Source organism: Kitasatospora sp. NPDC017646 (assembly GCF_044329365.1).
In the GTDB taxonomy this organism is placed as follows: domain Bacteria; phylum Actinomycetota; class Actinomycetes; order Streptomycetales; family Streptomycetaceae; genus Kitasatospora.
The window spans coordinates 131959-148294 of the sequence record NZ_JBIRJC010000016.1 but is presented as its reverse complement, the minus strand read 5'-3'; the positions used below and the strand labels follow the sequence as shown (position 1 = coordinate 148294).

The following is a 16336-nucleotide window of genomic DNA, read 5'->3' as shown; positions in this document are numbered from 1 at the left end:
CGTCAGGCGGGTGCGTACGTCAGACAGTCGATGTCGCTCTGGTGGAACCCGACCGTGATGCCGGTGGCGCGGCACTCCAGGCCGACGTTGTGACGGCAGTCCGACATCTTGCACGCACCGACCCTGCCGTTGGCGGAGGGGTCGCCGCCCTTGGGCGGGGCCTGCAAGTAGGTGTCGCAGTGCGCGTGACGGGCGTCGCCGACTGTGATGGCCAGGGCGTGGCAGGCGAGGTCCTGGTTGTAGGCGCAGCCGTCGACCGAGCATCCGGTGATGACGGGCATTTCCATGGCGGGGTCCTTCGGTCGTGGCTTGCTCACGTGACGGCAGCTGGTGGCCGGGGTGAGCATGCGAGCCTTCCGTTCGAGCATGGGCAGTGGTGTGGTCCGCGGCCACTGGCGTTAGCCCAGCGGGAGCCGCGCTGCGGCTCTTCGTTTCGCCGCAGCGCGACATGTGAAGGCCGAGCGGCGGCGGGGTCGGTGCCCGGGCTCCTGTGGCAGGCTGCGCCCGCGAGGCGGAGCCTGGAGAGGGGTGAAGGAAACGGTCTTCCACGCAGGGCGGTGCCCGTTGCTGATCGCCCATGTGCTTCCGGCCTGGGAGTTCGATTTCCCGTTCTTCCCCCCGGGGCGTTCTCAGGGCCTCAGTCGCCGGGGCGCGGAGATCCTGGCCGAGGCGGTGGCGATAGCCAAGGAAAGCCATCCGGGACTCGAAGTGGAGTCCGACCAGGTCTCGGGTTCCCCAGCCGAGGTTCTTCGTGCGGCGACCGAGCGGGCGTGCTGTATGGTGCTCGGCGCCCGCGGCGAGGGAGGGCTCGGCAACCTGCTGATGGGCTCCGTGAGTCTGCAGGTCGCCGGGCACGCGGCCTGCCCAGTGGGCGTGGTCGGCGAGATCGCCACCGGTCACGGACGTGTCCTCGTCGGCACCGACGGCTCCGAACACTCGACCGCCGCCATGGAGTTCGCCTTCGAGGAGGCGTCCCTGCGCGGCGTCCACGTTCACTCCCTGCGCGCTTGGAGCATGCCGACCAAGCCGGAACCGTCCGAGGACGGACCTGGCCCGGACGAGGTCGAAGCCGAGCAACGCCGCCAGCTCGACGACCAGCTCGCACCCCTCCGGCACCGCTATCCCGACGTCGAGATCGAGACAACCCTGGTCCGGGGGAAGCCGGTGACCGAACTCGTCCGCGCCTCCGGCCGAGCGGACCTCGCCGTGGTCGGCTCACGCGGCAAGGGCGGCTTCCACGGCCTGGCCCTCGGCTCGGTCAGCCACGGCCTGCTCCACTACGGCATCTGCCCCGTCGCGGTCGTACGCCCGCCGCAGCCTCGGCACACACCATCGGCGTGATCGCCGGCCCCTTCCAGAACGGAGCTGCCTCGTCCACGATCCACAGCCTCGACGGTCCCCAGCAGCACCCGAGCCATAGATCCCACCACCGAGCGGCACTGACCCGATTGCCGCTCGGCTCAGCAGCCGGAGAAGTCCCGCACCGAGCGGCCTGCCCCGTCGCCGTCGTCCCCCCGCCGACCACGGTGCCCGTTTTGGCCGCTCCCCGGCCGCATCGTCGTCTCAACTGCATCTCGACAGCCTCCCCGCCGGGCTGCTCCCCCTGGTCCGGGCCCACGTGTCCAAGGGCCCGGCCCAGCGTTGCGATCTTCCGAAGCTCGTGGACGAGGGCGGATCCGATGCCGCGGCCGCGGAAAGCGGGGTGGGTCTGGAGGTGGTGGATGGTGCCCCAGTGCCCGACGAGTCGGTAGGGATCGCGGTTGAGGATGACCCATCCGGCAAGGACGCCGTCGACCTGGGCGGTGAGGAGTCGGCTCTGCTGCGGGTCGAGACGGCTGAGGAGCTTGTCCGCGACCGGCACGACGTCGTCCTGGCCGACCGGAGGGAACGGGAATCCTGCGGCGCCGCCGGCATTGGTGACCGCGTCCCTGCACCCGTTCGCCGGCGGCGGCACCGCCGCAGCCGGGCGGGCCGGTGTTCAGCATCTCCGGCCGCAGCCGGTGTCCAGCTGCGCCCAGACCGCTTTCCCCCGGTCTGGGCGCAGCTGGCATCCCAGCAGGTGGTGAGCTGGGCGAGGATGCGCAGGCCGTAGCCGGCGGGCTCGCCGGTCCGGGAACGCGCCGCTGCGGCGGCTCGGGATTGGGGTCGCTGATCGTGATGCGCAGGACGCCGGGGCCGATGTCGAGGATGAGTTCGGCAGGGCCATGGCCGTGGCCCTGCCGCAGTGGAACCTGCTCGTGCCAACGCTGTGCCGGCCCCCATCTGGCCGAGGACGTTCTCCTGGTCGTCGGGGAGCTCGTGGCCAACGCCTGCCGCCCGGGTGAAGGCCCGGGCGGCAGTGCTGGGGCCGTCGGCGAGAGGTGGGCGAAGCCGCGGGCGCAACTGCCCGTGGTGGGTGGGACGCATCGCACGGTGACCCCGTCTACCGTCGCGGGTTCTTCGACTGCCCGGCTACCCCGGCCGTGGGCGGGGCCACGCTGCAGCTCGCGGGACACGAGCTGCACCGCGGGCTGTGGAACCGACGGACCCTTGTCACGGCAGGTTCCCTGCCTGCCGCTGTGGTGCCGCGATTCGGGTCTAGCTAGAGGCTGAGCAGGCCGATGGCGTGGCCGTCGTGGTCGACTACCGGCCATGCGCGCAGGTCGCGGGAGCGCATGGCGGCTGCTGCGGTGGTGGCCGGCATGTCGGCTGTGGCGAAGGGGGCGCGGTCGAGGGCTACGTCTCGGACCGGGGTGTGGTCGGTGTACCAGGACCGGGCGTGGAACGGTGCGAGGTGCGGGCGGGTGAGCAGCCCGGCGCAGCGGCCGTCCTCGTCGCGGACCAGGAGGTGGTCGGCGCCGGAGCTCTGCAGGATGTGCATCGCGGTGTCGACGGTGACGTCGTCGCTGATCTGCAGTGTCGGGAGGTTCATGAGGTCGCCGACGGTGGCGGTGGGGTGTTCGAGGGCAAGGGTCATTGTGGTGTCCTGGTCTCGATGTGGCCGGGGGATTGTGAGGCCCGGTTTCAGCCGGGCGACGCGGCCGTTCGCGGTTTGGCGCGAGGCGCTTGGCGCTGCTACCTGGCAGCTACGGGGCGCCCGAGTGTTCGGCGACGGTCTGAGGGGCTCTGGTTGTCGCGGCCGTTGGCAGTGCGGGTGCCGGCAGCGGTGCGGGCGGGCCGACCGTATCGGTCTCGGCTGGTGGAGGCGTTGCGCCGCGGCCGTTCGACGACGGGGTCGGGGATCGTGGTGGGGATGCCGGTGGGTGTGCGGGCGCCGGTGATGCGGGCCAGGTCATCGCCGCCGGCGCGGACCTTGGTGGTGGCGGGGGTGATGGCGGCCTTGGCCATCAGGCGGGCCATCTCGCGGCGTTGGGCGGGCAGCACCAGGGTGACGACGGTGCCGGATTCGCCGGCGCGGGCGGTTCGCCCGCCCCGGTGGAGGTAGTCCTTGTGGTCGGCCGGCGGGTCCAGGTTGACGACGAGGTCCAGTCCGTCGACGTGGATGCCGCGGGCGGCGACGTTGGTCGCGATCAGCGCGGTCACCGTGCCGGTGCGGAACTGCTCCAGGGTGCGGGTGCGCTGGGGCTGGGACTTGCCGCCGTGCAGGGCCGCGGCCTTCACCCCGTTCGCGAGCAGGACGTCCACCAGGCGGTCCGCGCCGTGCTTGGTGTCGGTGAACATGATCACCCCGCCCTCGCGGGAGGCGATGTGGGTGATCGTGGCGTCCTTGTCGAAGGACTGCACGTGCAGCACGTGGTGCTCCATCGTGCCGACCGCCGCGGTCGACGGGTCCACCGAGTGCGTGACCGGGTCGTTCAGGAAGCGCCGCACCAGGCGGTCCACGTTCCGGTCCAACGTGGCGGAGAACAGCATCGTCTGACCGTCTTCGGCGACCTGCTCGAGAAGCTCGGTGACGTGCGGCAGGAAGCCCATGTCGGCCATCTGGTCGGCCTCGTCCAGCACCGTGACGCCGACCTGATCCAGTTGGCAGTCGCCGCGCTGGATCAGGTCCTTGAGCCGCCCCGGGGTGGCCACCACGATCTCGGCCCCGCGGTTCAGCAGCCGTGCCTGCCCGCCGATCGACATTCCGCCCACCACGCTCGCCGTTCGCAGCCGCAGAGCGTGGGCGAAGGGTGTGAGCGCCTGGGTGACCTGCTGCGCGAGCTCGCGGGTCGGTACCAGCACCAGCGCCAGCGGGCGGCACGGCTCGGCCATGCGCCCAGCGGTGCGGGCCAGCAGCGCGAGCCCGAACGCGAGGGTCTTGCCCGAACCCGTCTGCCCGCGCCCCAGCACGTCGCGGCCCGCGAGCGAGTTCGGCAGCGTCGCGGCCTGGATGGGGAACGGCACGGTGACGCCCTGGCGGGCCAGGATCGACAGCAGCGCCTTCGGCATGTCCAACTCCTCGAAGGACGTGACGGCCGGCAGTATCGGCGTGGCGCTGACCGGCATCGCGAACTCACCCCGTGCTGAGCCTCCCTGACGGTCAATCCGACTGGAGGAGAGGCGGCCGGTCTGGACGGAGCCGCCGCCGACGGGGCGGCGGCGGGCGTCGTGGTGCGGGGAGCGGCTGGAGCGGTTCATGCGGGAAACCTTCCTCGGAGCGGCGCGTCACGAGGAAGACTCGGCCGGCGCTGGGCGTCGGCGAAGACCGCAAGGAAACGGGCCGGGAACTGCGATGGGCGGAGCGTGGACGGGAGAACCGTGCGGCACGCCACCCACTGGCTGCGGCTCGCCGCGCAGGGCCGAAAGCGGACAAGCGCGGCGATGAGGCGTGACATGGGTAGAACGCCGATCCGACCGCGGCGCTGTGTGTCTCGCGGGGCTGGTGCGGTCGGCCGCGGTGGAGCCGAGAGCTTTCCCCCGGCCCGGTGCGTTGGCCTGCGATGCCGAGGGGCCCGCACTGGCATGTAAGCAGTGCGGGCCCCTCGCTGCCAGGCGGGTGCCGTGGCAGTACTACAGCGGGCGAATGTTCTCGGCCTGCGGGCCCTTCTGGCCCTGCGTGACGTCGAACTCGACCTTCTGGCCCTCGAGCAGCTCACGGAAGCCGTTGGCGTTGATGTTCGAGAAGTGGGCGAAGACGTCCGGGCCGCCACCCTCCTGCTCGATGAAGCCGAAGCCCTTCTCCGAGTTGAACCACTTCACAGTGCCATTAGCCATAAAAAAATCTCCTTCAGGGGGCTGTTCGAAGTACGCGACCGCGACTCCGTACGCCGCATGGAGAACCCGCCCGGGGAAGAGCCGGGGGAACAAAAATGCGCCCGCAACACAGGCAGGCGCACACAAAGTTCATGGGAACCACTACTGCAACTAAGACGACTCTAGCAGCCCGGAGCCCGAAACGGCAGGATTTCTTCTCCCCGGTTCCACGCGAGCCGAGCCCTCAGGGCCTCACCCACACACCCAGATCAGGACCAAGCCGCATACCCAGAAGGCTACTTGAGGAGGATATCGCCCTCCCGTCGGCGCCCGTCCGTCCCCGGTCCCTGCTTCGCGACGGGGCCGGGGCAGACAGGTTGCCCAGAACGGGCGCCCGAAACCTGCGGGACAACCACGACTCCGGCGCGACCCGCAATTTCCACACAGCGCCGGGGTGTCCATTTCCCGTTTTCCGGCGCACACTGACAGCAATGAAAAATTTCGCAGCACCTCGCCGCCCCATGCCTACCAGCCCCTTCAAGAGCCGAACGCAGGCCCCGCCGCCCAAGCACTTCGCCATCGGCGACCGTGTCACCCACGACCGATTCGGCCTCGGCCGGGTCATCGACGTCGAAGGCGAGGGCGCCATCGCAGCCCTCGTCGACTTCGGAACGCGCCAGGAACGCCTCACCCAGCCCTACACCGCGATGTACAAGCTCTGACCCCGGCCGCGCCGGTCCTGGGCCTGCCGCAGGACCCGCGAAGCAGGACGTCGGTGCTCTGCCCGGCGGGCAACCCGCTGGGCAGCCGCTCGCAGGCGAGCTCGAAGGTCGATGACCGGCGGGCGGCGGCAGCAGATCCGTGCGATTCGGGCACCCGGATGCGGCAGCCGGCTCACGTCAGCACGTCCGGTGCAGGGGTTCGATCTTCGCGCTCCCGAGTGAAGCACGTCGGCGCGTGCGCTAGCCGGGGTGGTCGCGGCGGAGTTCGGCGTTGATGCGCAGGGCCTCTTCGAGCTGGCCTTCTAGGATGATGATGTGGCATGCCGCGTCGAGGGGGGTCCCCTGGTCGACGATCTCGCGGGCGCGGGCGCGGGCGCGGGCGCGGGCGGCGATGCGCGAGGGGTACCGGTAGCGGCGGTGGCCGCCGGCGGAGCGCTGCGGGGTGATGAGTTTGGCCTCGTCGAGGCTGCGGAGGAAGCCCGGTGTGGTGCCCAGGATCTCTGCGGCCCGGCCCATGGTGTAGGCGGGGTAGTCGTCGTCGAACTTGCTCTCTGCGAGACACCCGCCGCGGGACACCGCGCGCTGCCCAGCCACCGGCGCTTCGCAGGAGGTGACCACTGCGGACGGACTAGACGCCAGTCGGCCAGACTGAGGCGGGTGAAGGTCAGGCCGCTGTGGACCGGGTCGTCCGAGCTGCCCGTCTGGAGGTCGAGGGGTACGACTTTCAGTGTCGCGGGGTCATGGGGAACGGTTTCGTTGCGGGGTGTTCCCGCGGCTTCGGGGAGCTGGACGTCCGGCCGGTCACTACGACCGGGGGCGGGCGGCGGGTGGTTGGGAGGGGAGGTGGTCGATGTCGGGCATCTTGGTGATCAGCCAGTGGACGCTGTTGTCCCCTCCCAGTCGGGGGAAGTCGGTGATGGCCTGGTTGCAGAGGTGGATCAGGTGCTCCTTCCTGGTGTGGTGGGCGCCGACCTTCCTGATCTCGCTCGGGAAGTCGTAGAACTCGAAGGTCGGCGCGGCGCACGGCGGTGGGGCGTCCGGGTTCGGGTGCGGCCTGCCGGTCGGTGTCTGCATGAGCAGGTCGGCGATGGGGTAGAGCAGGCCGCTCATCGCTGAGACGAAGGTGCGCTCCACGTGGTAGCGGGGGCTGGGCGTCTCGGCGGTGAAGGTGGCGGGCAGGTTGTAGAGCTCGTCGAGCATTGCGAGGGTGTAGCAGTACGAGGCGTTGAAGAGCCTCGCCAGGCCGGCGACGGGCTCCTCGAAGTCGCCGACCTTCGGGTCGGTCACGATGTTGCGGACGGTCCCGATCGGCTCGATGCCCTGCTCGATGCGCTTGAAGCGGGCGTAGTGGGAGAGTTCGTCCAGCCCGGGGGTGGGGTTGACCGGGTCGATGGGGACGGTGGCCTTCGCGGGGTCGACCCCTTCACCCTGCTCGACGACCACCTTCAGTGCCTCCAGGGCGGAGGGGAGATCGGTGATCAGGATGGGCTCCCCACCGCCGTCACGGTTCCAGTAGGCGCGCTGGTACTGCCAGGGGATGCTGTCCTCGGCGTACTTCCAGAGGTTCTTTCCCTCGGCGGCGTCCACGCGGATCAGGCCGTCCTCGATCGCCTGGTAGAACTGGCCGAGCGTCTGGTACCGGTCGGGCTGCGGCGGGGCGTCCTGCGCGGCGGGCAGCTCCAGCGGCATGAAGACGTTCTTCATCAGGTCGGGTGAGCAGGCCTGCAGATGCAGCTCGAGGTCGGGCACCCGGTGCAGCATCTTGCTGGGGTAGCCGGGGATGAACTGTGGGTCGTTGAAGGTGATCCGGTCGCCGGCGCCGAGGGCGACCAGGAGGTTGCGCACCAGGCACAGGTGCAGCATCTCCTCGATCGCGATCGCGACGATGGTGCGGAAAGCGGAGATGCCGGGCTGCCACTGGTTGTGGCCCTTGGTCTGGATGGAGTAGGCGGCGAACAGGTACATCGGGATGGTGGACATCTCCACCTGGGCTGCCTGGTGCAGGTGGTTGACCAGGGTCTCGTAGTCCTGGATCGGCTCGTTCGCTCTCACCGGGGCCAGCGGCTTGACGGCGAACGGTAGGCCGGAGGAGGCGAGGGTTGTCATCAGTGCTCCGTTCGGGTGTCCGGGTACGGGCGACCCGGACGGGTGGGAGGGGGGTCATGCCGGCGTGGGGGCATGTGCCGGGTGGGGCTGGGTGTCGAGGGGGTTGGTGACCAGCAGTGATTCCTCGCTGACGGCTACCCTGTGGCCGAGGCGGCGCAGTGTCAGCAGGACCGGCCGGGCCGGGGGAGGCACGGGGTCCCGCCCGCGGGCGACGGCGTGCACGTAGGTGTGCACGGGGTGGCGGCAGCGCAGGACACGGCGGGGGTCGGGTTCGGCGGCGTCGTAGACCTCGGCGAAGGCCCGTTCGTAGCAAGCCAGTTCGACCACCAGATCGACCCACGGATCCCGTTCGTCGACGGGATCGTCCGCGTCGGGCCGGTCCTCGGCCAGGTGGACGGGAAAGCCCTGGACGAAGTGGTCGAGGGTGTAGCTGCTCGGGGGGACGGCGTCGAGGTACTCCTCCGCCAGTACGTCGAACGCCTGGTGGCCCAGCAGGTGGCGTAGTGCCGGGAAGCTGGCGTGCAGGCAGCCCAGCAGGCGCAATCGGTAGGCGCGTTGATACACGGCCAGACGCTCGGCTGCCGTCTGTCGCGCAGAGCAGGTCAGTACCGCCGGGACGTCGTCGACTACTCCGCGATCCGGGCACACGATTGCTTTCCGGAGCCAGAGTTGAAGACCAACCAGGTCGGCCGGAGGGACGGCGTTGGCGCGGTCGACCGCGCCATGCGTCCGGGCGTTGCTGCGCATCACGCTCCCGCCGGTGCGGCTGTCCCCGCAAACTGCCGGGCCGGGCCGAGTTCACGTACCAGCTCGGGGAACGAGGGAAGCCGGTCGTCCCACTCCAACAGGGCGGAGACCGGGCCCACTCGGGCCAGAACGTCGGCGTACAGGTCCCACACGGGGGACGCGACCGGCGCGTCGTGGGTGTCCACCAGGTGCGTGCCGGCGTCGGTGTGGCCGGCCAGGTGGATCTGCACCACACGGTCAAGCGGAAGCGCCGCCAGGTACTCGGACGGGTCGGTGTCGTGGTTGACCGCTGAGACGTACAGGTTGTTCACGTCCAGCAGCAGCGCGCAGTCCGCCTCGACGGCAAGGCGCGCGACGAACTCCTGCTCCGGCATCGCGGAGGCGGCGAAACCCACGTACGAGCTGGGGTTCTCCAGCACCAACGGGCGCTCCAGCAGGTCCTGGGCGGTCCGTACCCGCTCGGCCATGTGAGCCAGCGCCTCCTCGGTGAACGGCACCGGAAGCAGGTCGTGCGTGTTGAGGCCCGCCACGCCGGTCCAGCAGATGTGGTCCGATACCCACGCCGCACCGACGGCGTCCGCCAGCTGGCTTAACCGGCGCAGATAGTCGACGTCCAGTGGATCGACGCTGCCCACGGACATCGACACCCCGTGCAGCACCACCGGACACCGCTCGGCCACTCGGTCCAGCACATGGCGCGGGAAGCCGCCGGAGTCCAGGTAGTTCTCGGTGATCACCTCCAGCCAGTCCACCCCCAGGCCGGTGTCGAGATGCTCAAGTACCCACCCGTGGTGCAGAGCGCGAAGACCGACTCCGAACCCCAGGAAGGGAAGATCGAACCGCGACCCCGCACCGGTACCGACGACCCCGGACGGCGACGTCACGCGACGGCCCCGTCCGACCCACTACCGTCGCCGCTTCCGGCGGAGCCGCTGCCGGCCGCCACGGTGGTGTCTCCCAGCGGCCGCCGGTCGCGCTTCGGCGCCTCGTACGAGGGGACCAGGTCGTCCGGGTAGCCCTCGCCGGGCGCGGGGCCGAACGGGATCCCGGCCTCGTACATCCGGGCCTCGAAGATCTGCCGGGCCAGCTTCCACACACTCTTGCCCTTCAGCGGGCCGCCGGCGAACACCCGGCTCTCGTTGATCGGGCTCGCGCAGCTGCCGTTATAGCGGCAGGCCTGCTCCCCCGGCTTGGCCAGCTCGGCGTCCGACCCGGTGTAGCCGCACCCGCCCTGCCCTCGGCACTCGTTGGCGCCATGGCACACATGCAGCACCGTCGCGCACCGGCCCATGCCCGCCATCGGCGCGGTGCCGTCCCGATCGTGGCCCTTGCAGGCGTTCAGGCCCATGCACACATGCAACTCGGTGAGTTTCTGCAGCTCCGCTGCCTCGGCCCGCGGCCCGCCCGACTCGCTCGCCATCCGCCGACGCGCCCGGCCCAGCGACCCGCCGACGCGGACCGCCTCGATCGCCTCCAGGGTCGCCGGATCGCGGGTCACCTGGCCGTTGTCGCTGCCATCACTGCCGGTTACGGACATCCGTCCTCCATCCAGAACGCCCCGAACATGGGCCGGTCGGGTCGGTACGGAGTGCCGACCCGCTCCAATCCCAGCATCGGGGCACCCGACGGACGGCGCACGGACGGCGCCGCCATCCGAAACAGCACCGCCGCCGACCCGACGGTGATCACCGGCCGTGGTACGCCCGGGGCATGGGTCGTAGCGGACGGCGTGTCCCCTGCCGTGGTGGAACGCCACTGAAGCCTCCCGAATCTGCCCGTGGCCGGTCGTTTGCCGCGATCGGCTGTGGGAGGCCGCGCCGGGACCGCCAACACGGGAATGATCAACAGGTCCCGGTGCTCCCCGGGCCTCCCGCACGTGGAACGGAATGGCGGTGGCGACGATTCTCGAACGGACTCGGAAATCGATTAGAGGAGGGGGGCCTGACCGGTTTCCCCTTCTCGGTAGGCTGCAGGTATGACGGATGACTACCAGCAGCGAGAAGAGTGGCGGGCTGCCTTCGCCCAGCAGGTCATCACCGACTGCCTGGGCCAATGGCTGCGATCGGCCAATGAGGCGGCGGTGGCCGCGGTCGGCTCGGAGCACGCCGCCGAGAGTGCCCGCCTGGCGCGGCAGGCAAAGGACAAATTGACCCGCTGGCGGGAGAAAGGCGACCTCCGCGGCGACACGGCGGCCCGGATCGCCGACGCCGTGGTCGAGAGAATGGAGCACGACCAGAAGAACTCCCCGCCTCCGGAGGAGCCCGACGAGTCCTTTCCCTGCTTCGACAGCGGCTACCGAGCCGCGGTGACCTGCCAGTGGCTTCGCGACCAGGGCTACGACATCCCCGCCTACCCCGGGGGCCCCGAGCTGTGAGCGGGATCCCGCGGACCTGCGCGGACCTCCAGCAGCCGGACCTGTGCAAGAGCGTTCTCCTTGCACAGCCGGAAGTCCGCCGGCTCCCGGTTCCTCCTTCCCGCGGTGTCAGCCCGCCACCTCGCTCACCCCTGTCCGCCTCGTCCCGGCGGATCCAGTCCGGCAGCACCGAATATCTCCATGGGGCACGGACGCAACTCCAATGGCCGATCGCCATCTCCTGGGACCCACTCCCGCCGACCGGGTGCGGTCACTCTCTCAACCAGCCTGCCCGCCTGGCGAGTTGACGGCGTAGGAGTCTCGCTGCCGACGGCCCCGGGGGAGACTCCCCGGAATTCCGGGATGAAATGTCCACCCGCAGCGAGCCCAGGCCTGCTAGGTTCGAAGTCAGCTGCAGTAGTGGTCCCCATGAACTTTGTGTGCGCCTGCTGACGTATCGCAGGCGCATTTTTGTTCCCCGGATCTTCCCCGGTGGGCGATCATCGCGGCGACTCGAAGCCCGTGCCGTGCGGGCGTCGGGCAGTCCCTTAAAGGAGATTTTCAATGGCTAATGGCACTGTCAAGTGGTTCAATTCGGAAAAGGGTTTCGGCTTCATCGAGCAGGACGGTGGCGGCGCTGACGTCTTCGCCCACTACTCGAACATCAACGCCAACGGTTTCCGTGAGCTGCTCGAGGGCCAGAAGGTCGAATTCGACGTCACGCAGGGCCAGAAGGGCCCGCAGGCCGAGAACATTCGTCCGCTGTAGTTCATCTGTCAAGACACCTGCCCAGCAGCGAGGGGCCGGCACCGCGTCCATGATGCCCGGTGCGGGCCCCTCGGTATTGCGCCGTCACGCGCACCCGGCCTTCAGCACGCCGGGCTCCTCACCCCGAGCAGGCCGTGGACACGGGGCACCGTGCTCGCCGTCCTCGGGGAACTCGACCTCGACTCGGTCGACAACCCGTAGGCAGCGCTCGACGACGCGCTGAGGCTGCCCGGCACGGTCGTCGTGAGCGACTGCGCCGGGATGCTTCTGTGACTCCACCGGGCTCAGAGTGCTGTTCCGGGCCCATACCGAAGCCGCCTCGGAGGGCAGCCGCATCGTCCTGGCCCGCCCCCGGCCGCTGGTTCGACGGCCGCTCGAACTGGCAGGCGCCGCCGACGTATTCATGATCCGCGCACCCCTGCCCGGGTGACACTTCGGCCGTCCCGCCGACGGCGACGCCGCGTGCACGCCGTCCTTCTGATGCGGGCCCCTCGGACCGCGCGGACGGAGCCCGGGCGCAGCGTGTTTGTCGCCCCCATCCGGAACGCGACGTTGTCGCGCGGGGGCGAGGCCCACCACGACGCCGCGAGTGGGTCCTCGACCAACTCCGCAAGCTCACCGCCGAACTCGGACTCCTGAAGATCGGGCTGCACGACCTGCGCCACACCGGGATCCGGCCCGCAGGCGTGGCGGCGTGTAAGTTACAGGGTCGCATGGGAGCGCTCCCGCAAGTTGTTGACGGCGATTCGGGCGCGCTGGCTTGATGTGGAGGGGATCGCCGCGCCCCGCGGTGGGCGCGTTCCCACCCGGTTCCGCGATCCGCCCGTAATCCCACCCAGCCGAAAGGACCCGGACGTGCCCCATCCCGCCCTGCGTCGCCTGCGCACGGCAGCGGCCGCCACGCTGCTCGGCGCCACCGGCCTGCTGCCGAGCCTCGGAGCCGCCACCCCCGCACACGCGGCCACCGTCCACGTCGCCAACCCGTTCGCCGGCGCGATCGGGTACCTCAACCCCGACTTCACGGCCGAGGTCAAGGCCCAGGCCGCCTCCGACGGCGGCACCCTGGGCGCTCTGGAATCCCAGGTCGCCGCCAACCCCACCGCCGTCTGGCTGGACCGCATCGGCGCGATCACCGGTGACGCCTCACACCTCGGACTCCAGGCCCACCTCGACCACGCGCTCGCCCAGCAGCAGGGGAGCACGCCGGTCGTCTTCCAGGTCGTCGTCTACGACCTTCCGGGCCGGGACTGCGCAGCCCTCGCCTCCAATGGGGAACTACCCGCCACAGCAGCCGGGTTGACCACGTACGAGACGCAGTACATCGACCCGATCGCGGCCGTGCTCTCCAACCCGAAGTACGCCGGCGTCCGGGTCGCGGCCGTCATCGAGCCGGACTCGCTGCCCAACGCCGTGACCAACCAGTCCAAGCCGGCCTGCGCCACCGCCACCCCGTACTACGAAGCGGGCATCGAGTACGCGCTCGACAAGCTGCACGCGATCCCCAACGTGTACGACTACCTGGACATCGGCCACGCGGGCTGGCTCGGCTGGTCCAACAACATGGTGCCGGCGGGCCGGGAGTACGCCAAGATCGCCCAGGCCACCACCGCCGGGTTCGCCAGCATCGACGGCTTCGTCAGCGACACCGCCAACACCACGCCGCTCAGCGAGCCGTTCCTCCCCGACTCCGGCCTGACCGTCGGCGGGCAGCCGCTCAAGTCGGCCAACTTCTACCAGTACAACCCCCAGTTCGACGAGTACCACTACGACACCGCGATGTACGCCACCCTGGTGTCCAACGGGTTCCCGAGCAGCATCGGCATGCTGGTCGACACCTCGCGCAACGGCTGGGGCGGCTCCACCCGGCCCACCGCGCTCAACTCCGCCCCCACCACGGTGGACGCCTACGTCGCGGCCAACAAGGTCGACCAGAAGCACTTCCGGGGCAGCTGGTGCAACATCAACGGGGCCGGCATCGGCGCCCGTCCGCAGGCGCAGCCGTACGGCGCCGGCAGCCCGATCATCGCGTTCCTGTGGGTCAAGCCGCCGGGCGAGTCGGACGGCGACTACCCGACCGCTTCCCACCCCCACGGCGACCCGCACTGCGACCCGAACGGCACCCAGACCGACGGCAACGGCAACACCTATCCCACCGACGCCATCCCCGGTGACGACATCCCTGCCGGACAGTGGTTCCCCGCCCAGTTCCGGCAGTTGGTGCAGAACGCCTACCCGGCGTTCGGCAGCACCGGCGGCGGCACCGGCCCGACCGCGCCGAGCGGACTGACCGTCACCGGAACCACCAGCGGCAGCGTGTCGCTCAGCTGGACGGCGTCCACCGATCCGGCCGGCGTGACCGGCTACTCGGTCTACCGGAACGGGGCAAAGGTCGCGACCGTGACCGGCACGGGCTACACCGACTCCGGGCTCTCCCCCGCCACCGCCTACCAGTACACCGTCACGGCGCAGGACGCGGCGGGGAACGTCTCCCCCGCCTCCGCCGCGGTGACCGCCACCACGGCGTCGAGCGGTGGCGGTGGCGGCAGCAGCGGCTGCTCCGCCGGCTACGCGGTCGGCAATGACTGGGGCAGCGGGTTCACGGCCGGTGTCACGGTCACCAACACCGGCACCACACCCATCAAGTCCTGGACCGTCACCTGGAGTTGGGGCGGGAACCAGCAGATCACCAACAGCTGGAACGCCACCGCCGCCCAGAGCGGCAGCACGGTGACGGCCGCCAGCCAGTCCTACAACGGCGCGCTCACGCCCAACGCCAGCACCAGCTTCGGCTTCCAGGCGACCTACTCGGGTGGCAACACCGCTCCGTCCCTGACCTGCACCGCGAGCTGACCTCAATCCGCCGGGGCCGCACCGGCGGCCCCGACCCCACCCCCGAGGAGTCGGCATGCCCCGCACCGCCCCTCCGCGCACCGCTTCCGTCCGCACCGCCGCCCTCGCGGCCGCCACCGCCGCGTGCGCCGCCCTGGCAGTGCTCCCCCTCACCGCCGAGGCGGCCCCCACCGCCGGCGTCTCCTGCGACGTGAGTTACGCCGTCAACGACTGGGGCGGCGGCTTCACCGCCAACCTCACCATCACCGACACCGGCACCACCGCCATCGACGGCTGGACCCTCGGCTACGCCCACACCGGCAACCAGACCCTCCAGAACGGCTGGAACGGCACCTGGACCCAGACCGGCCAGAACGTCACCGTCACCAACCCCGGCTACGCCCCCACCATCAACCCCGGCGCGGCCTACACCACCAGCGCCAACTTCTCCTACACCGGCACCAACACCGCCCCCGCCGCCTTCACCCTCAACGGCACCCCCTGCGGACCGCGGTCGAGCCCGTCACCGAGCCCCACCCCCACCACGACCCCCACTCCGCCGCCGAGCGGCCCCGCCCCGGCCGTGCACGTCTCGGGCAGCACACTGGTGAAGCCCGACGGCACCCCGGTCACCCTGCACGGGGTCAACCGCTCCGGGGCCGAGTTCATGTGCGTCCAGGGTCACGGCATCTTCGACGGACCGGCCGACCAGGCCTCCGTCACCGCGATGAAGGCCTGGCGCGTCAACGCCGTCCGGGTGCCGCTCAACGAGGACTGCTGGCTCGGGCACTCCAACGTCGATCCCGCCTACGCCGGTCCGGCCTACATCGGCGCGGTGCGCAGCTACGTCGACCTGCTGCACCGGAACGGCCTGCTGGCCGTCCTGGACCTGCACTGGACCGACGGGGCCTACACCGGACCGTCCGCCGGCTGCCCGGACCCCAACGCCACCTGCCAGAAGCCCATGCCGGACGCCGCCGGTGCGATCCCGTTCTGGACCTCGGTGGCGCAGACCTTCAAGGGCGACGACGCGACCGTCTTCGACCTGTTCAACGAGCCGTACCCGTCCCGGGCCACCGGTGGCGAGGCCAGCGGCTGGGCCTGCTGGCGGGACGGCGGCAGCTGTCCCGGAATCGGCTACCAGGTCGCCGGCATGCAGGCGATGGTCGACGCGGTGCGGTCGACCGGCGCGGACAACGTCCTGCTGCTGGGCGGCCTGGAGTACGCCAACAGCCTCACCCAGTGGGCGGCCTACCGACCGGCCGATCCCCTGCACAACCTGGCCGCCTCCTGGCACTCGTACAACTTCAACAGCTGCAGCACCGCTTCCTGCTGGGACGCCCAGATCGCCCCGCTGGCGGCCCTCGTACCGGTCGTGACCGGGGAGTCGGGCGAGAACGACTGCGCGCACGGCTACCTGGACGCCCTGCTGCCGTGGCTGGACCGGCACGGCATCTCCTACCTCGCCTGGGCTTGGAACACCTGGGACTGCGGCAGCGGCCCGGCTCTGATCAGTTCCTACGACGGCACGCCGACGGCCTTCGGCGCCGGCTACCGCGCCCACCTGGCCGGCCTGTAGCCACACCCGCTCGCGGATCCCGCCGGACGGCGTCAGGCTCCGGCGGGATCCGGGTCATGAGCGATGCGCGCCCTTGCGGCGGCACCGGAGCCGCGGCCCTGTCGCGAGTGAACAGCA

The 16336-nt window shown here is 70.5% G+C and carries 16 protein-coding genes and 1 pseudogene; 7 read left to right on the top strand and 10 right to left on the bottom strand.

Going from position 1 to position 16336, the window contains the following annotated elements; all coding sequences use genetic code 11:
• Positions 1-2: 2 nt before the first annotated feature.
• Positions 3-287, bottom strand: a complete 285-nt coding sequence (locus ACH4J0_RS24710; protein WP_030556207.1) for a DUF1540 domain-containing protein — start codon at positions 285-287, stop codon at positions 3-5.
• Positions 288-450: 163 nt separating this feature from the next.
• On the opposite strand from ACH4J0_RS24710, the gene ACH4J0_RS24705 reads away from it, so the two are divergent.
• Positions 451-1341, top strand: coding sequence for a universal stress protein (locus tag ACH4J0_RS24705; RefSeq protein ID WP_396242720.1), 891 nt, complete (start codon positions 451-453; stop codon positions 1339-1341).
• Here ACH4J0_RS24705 and ACH4J0_RS24700 read toward each other — a convergent pair.
• The 4 genes from ACH4J0_RS24700 to ACH4J0_RS24685 form a co-directional block, all read right to left on the bottom strand.
• Positions 1259-1861, bottom strand: a complete 603-nt coding sequence (locus tag ACH4J0_RS24700) for a GNAT family N-acetyltransferase (RefSeq protein ID WP_396242719.1) — start codon at positions 1859-1861, stop codon at positions 1259-1261. The two genes, ACH4J0_RS24705 and ACH4J0_RS24700, sit on opposite strands and share 83 nt — an antisense overlap.
• A 720-nt stretch (positions 1862-2581) precedes the next feature.
• The gene (locus ACH4J0_RS24695) at positions 2582-2956 is read right to left on the bottom strand and encodes a CBS domain-containing protein (RefSeq protein WP_396242718.1); all 375 of its coding nucleotides are present in this window, start codon (positions 2954-2956) and stop codon (positions 2582-2584) included.
• A 98-nt stretch (positions 2957-3054) separates the two neighbouring features.
• On the bottom strand, positions 3055-4560 hold the full coding sequence (locus ACH4J0_RS24690) for a DEAD/DEAH box helicase (protein ID WP_396242717.1): 1506 nt from the start codon (positions 4558-4560) through the stop codon (positions 3055-3057).
• Between the two features lie 372 nt (positions 4561-4932).
• Positions 4933-5136, bottom strand: a complete 204-nt coding sequence (locus ACH4J0_RS24685) for a cold-shock protein (RefSeq protein WP_344640564.1) — start codon at positions 5134-5136, stop codon at positions 4933-4935.
• Between the two features lie 470 nt (positions 5137-5606).
• On the opposite strand from ACH4J0_RS24685, the gene ACH4J0_RS24680 reads away from it, so the two are divergent.
• Positions 5607-5837: a hypothetical protein gene (locus ACH4J0_RS24680; protein ID WP_396242716.1), complete on the top strand. Its 231-nt coding sequence runs from the start codon at positions 5607-5609 to the stop codon at positions 5835-5837.
• 240 nt (positions 5838-6077) lie between these two features.
• Here ACH4J0_RS24680 and ACH4J0_RS24675 read toward each other — a convergent pair whose 3' ends face one another.
• The 5 genes from ACH4J0_RS24675 to ACH4J0_RS24655 all read right to left on the bottom strand — a co-directional run bounded on the left by ACH4J0_RS24675 (position 6078) and on the right by ACH4J0_RS24655 (position 10227).
• Positions 6078-6353 (bottom strand): MerR family DNA-binding transcriptional regulator, encoded by a 276-nt coding sequence (locus ACH4J0_RS24675; protein ID WP_396242754.1) that lies wholly within the window; start codon positions 6351-6353, stop codon positions 6078-6080.
• A gap of 288 nt (positions 6354-6641) precedes the next feature.
• Entirely contained in the window at positions 6642-7943 is a 1302-nt protein-coding gene (locus ACH4J0_RS24670; RefSeq protein WP_396242715.1) for a ferritin-like protein, read from the bottom strand.
• A 54-nt stretch (positions 7944-7997) separates the two neighbouring features.
• Positions 7998-8690: a putative DNA-binding domain-containing protein gene (locus ACH4J0_RS24665; RefSeq protein ID WP_396242714.1), complete on the bottom strand. Its 693-nt coding sequence runs from the start codon at positions 8688-8690 to the stop codon at positions 7998-8000.
• Positions 8690-9574, bottom strand: coding sequence for a DUF692 domain-containing protein (locus ACH4J0_RS24660; RefSeq protein WP_396242713.1), 885 nt, complete (start codon positions 9572-9574; stop codon positions 8690-8692). The genes ACH4J0_RS24665 and ACH4J0_RS24660 overlap by 1 nt, the downstream gene beginning before the upstream one ends.
• Positions 9571-10227, bottom strand: coding sequence for a hypothetical protein (locus ACH4J0_RS24655; protein WP_396242712.1), 657 nt, complete (start codon positions 10225-10227; stop codon positions 9571-9573). The genes ACH4J0_RS24660 and ACH4J0_RS24655 overlap by 4 nt, the downstream gene beginning before the upstream one ends.
• Positions 10228-10665: 438 nt before the next feature.
• On the opposite strand from ACH4J0_RS24655, the gene ACH4J0_RS24650 reads away from it, so the two are divergent.
• The 5 genes and pseudogenes from ACH4J0_RS24650 to ACH4J0_RS24630 all read left to right on the top strand — a co-directional run bounded on the left by ACH4J0_RS24650 (position 10666) and on the right by ACH4J0_RS24630 (position 16219).
• Entirely contained in the window at positions 10666-11064 is a 399-nt protein-coding gene (locus tag ACH4J0_RS24650) for a hypothetical protein (protein WP_396242711.1), read from the top strand.
• Between the two features lie 543 nt (positions 11065-11607).
• Positions 11608-11811 carry a cold-shock protein gene (locus ACH4J0_RS24645; RefSeq protein WP_280697877.1) on the top strand — a complete coding sequence of 68 codons (204 nt, stop codon included), beginning with the start codon at positions 11608-11610 and terminating at the stop codon, positions 11809-11811.
• Between the two features lie 277 nt (positions 11812-12088).
• Positions 12089-12241, top strand: a pseudogene (locus ACH4J0_RS24640) (STAS domain-containing protein); the annotation flags it as partial.
• Positions 12242-12666: 425 nt separating this feature from the next.
• A complete protein-coding gene (locus ACH4J0_RS24635) occupies positions 12667-14661 on the top strand; it encodes a glycoside hydrolase family 6 protein (RefSeq protein WP_396242710.1) in 1995 nt (664 codons plus the stop codon).
• 55 nt (positions 14662-14716) lie between these two features.
• Positions 14717-16219 (top strand): cellulase family glycosylhydrolase, encoded by a 1503-nt coding sequence (locus ACH4J0_RS24630; protein ID WP_396242709.1) that lies wholly within the window; start codon positions 14717-14719, stop codon positions 16217-16219.
• Positions 16220-16336 lie beyond the last annotated feature (117 nt).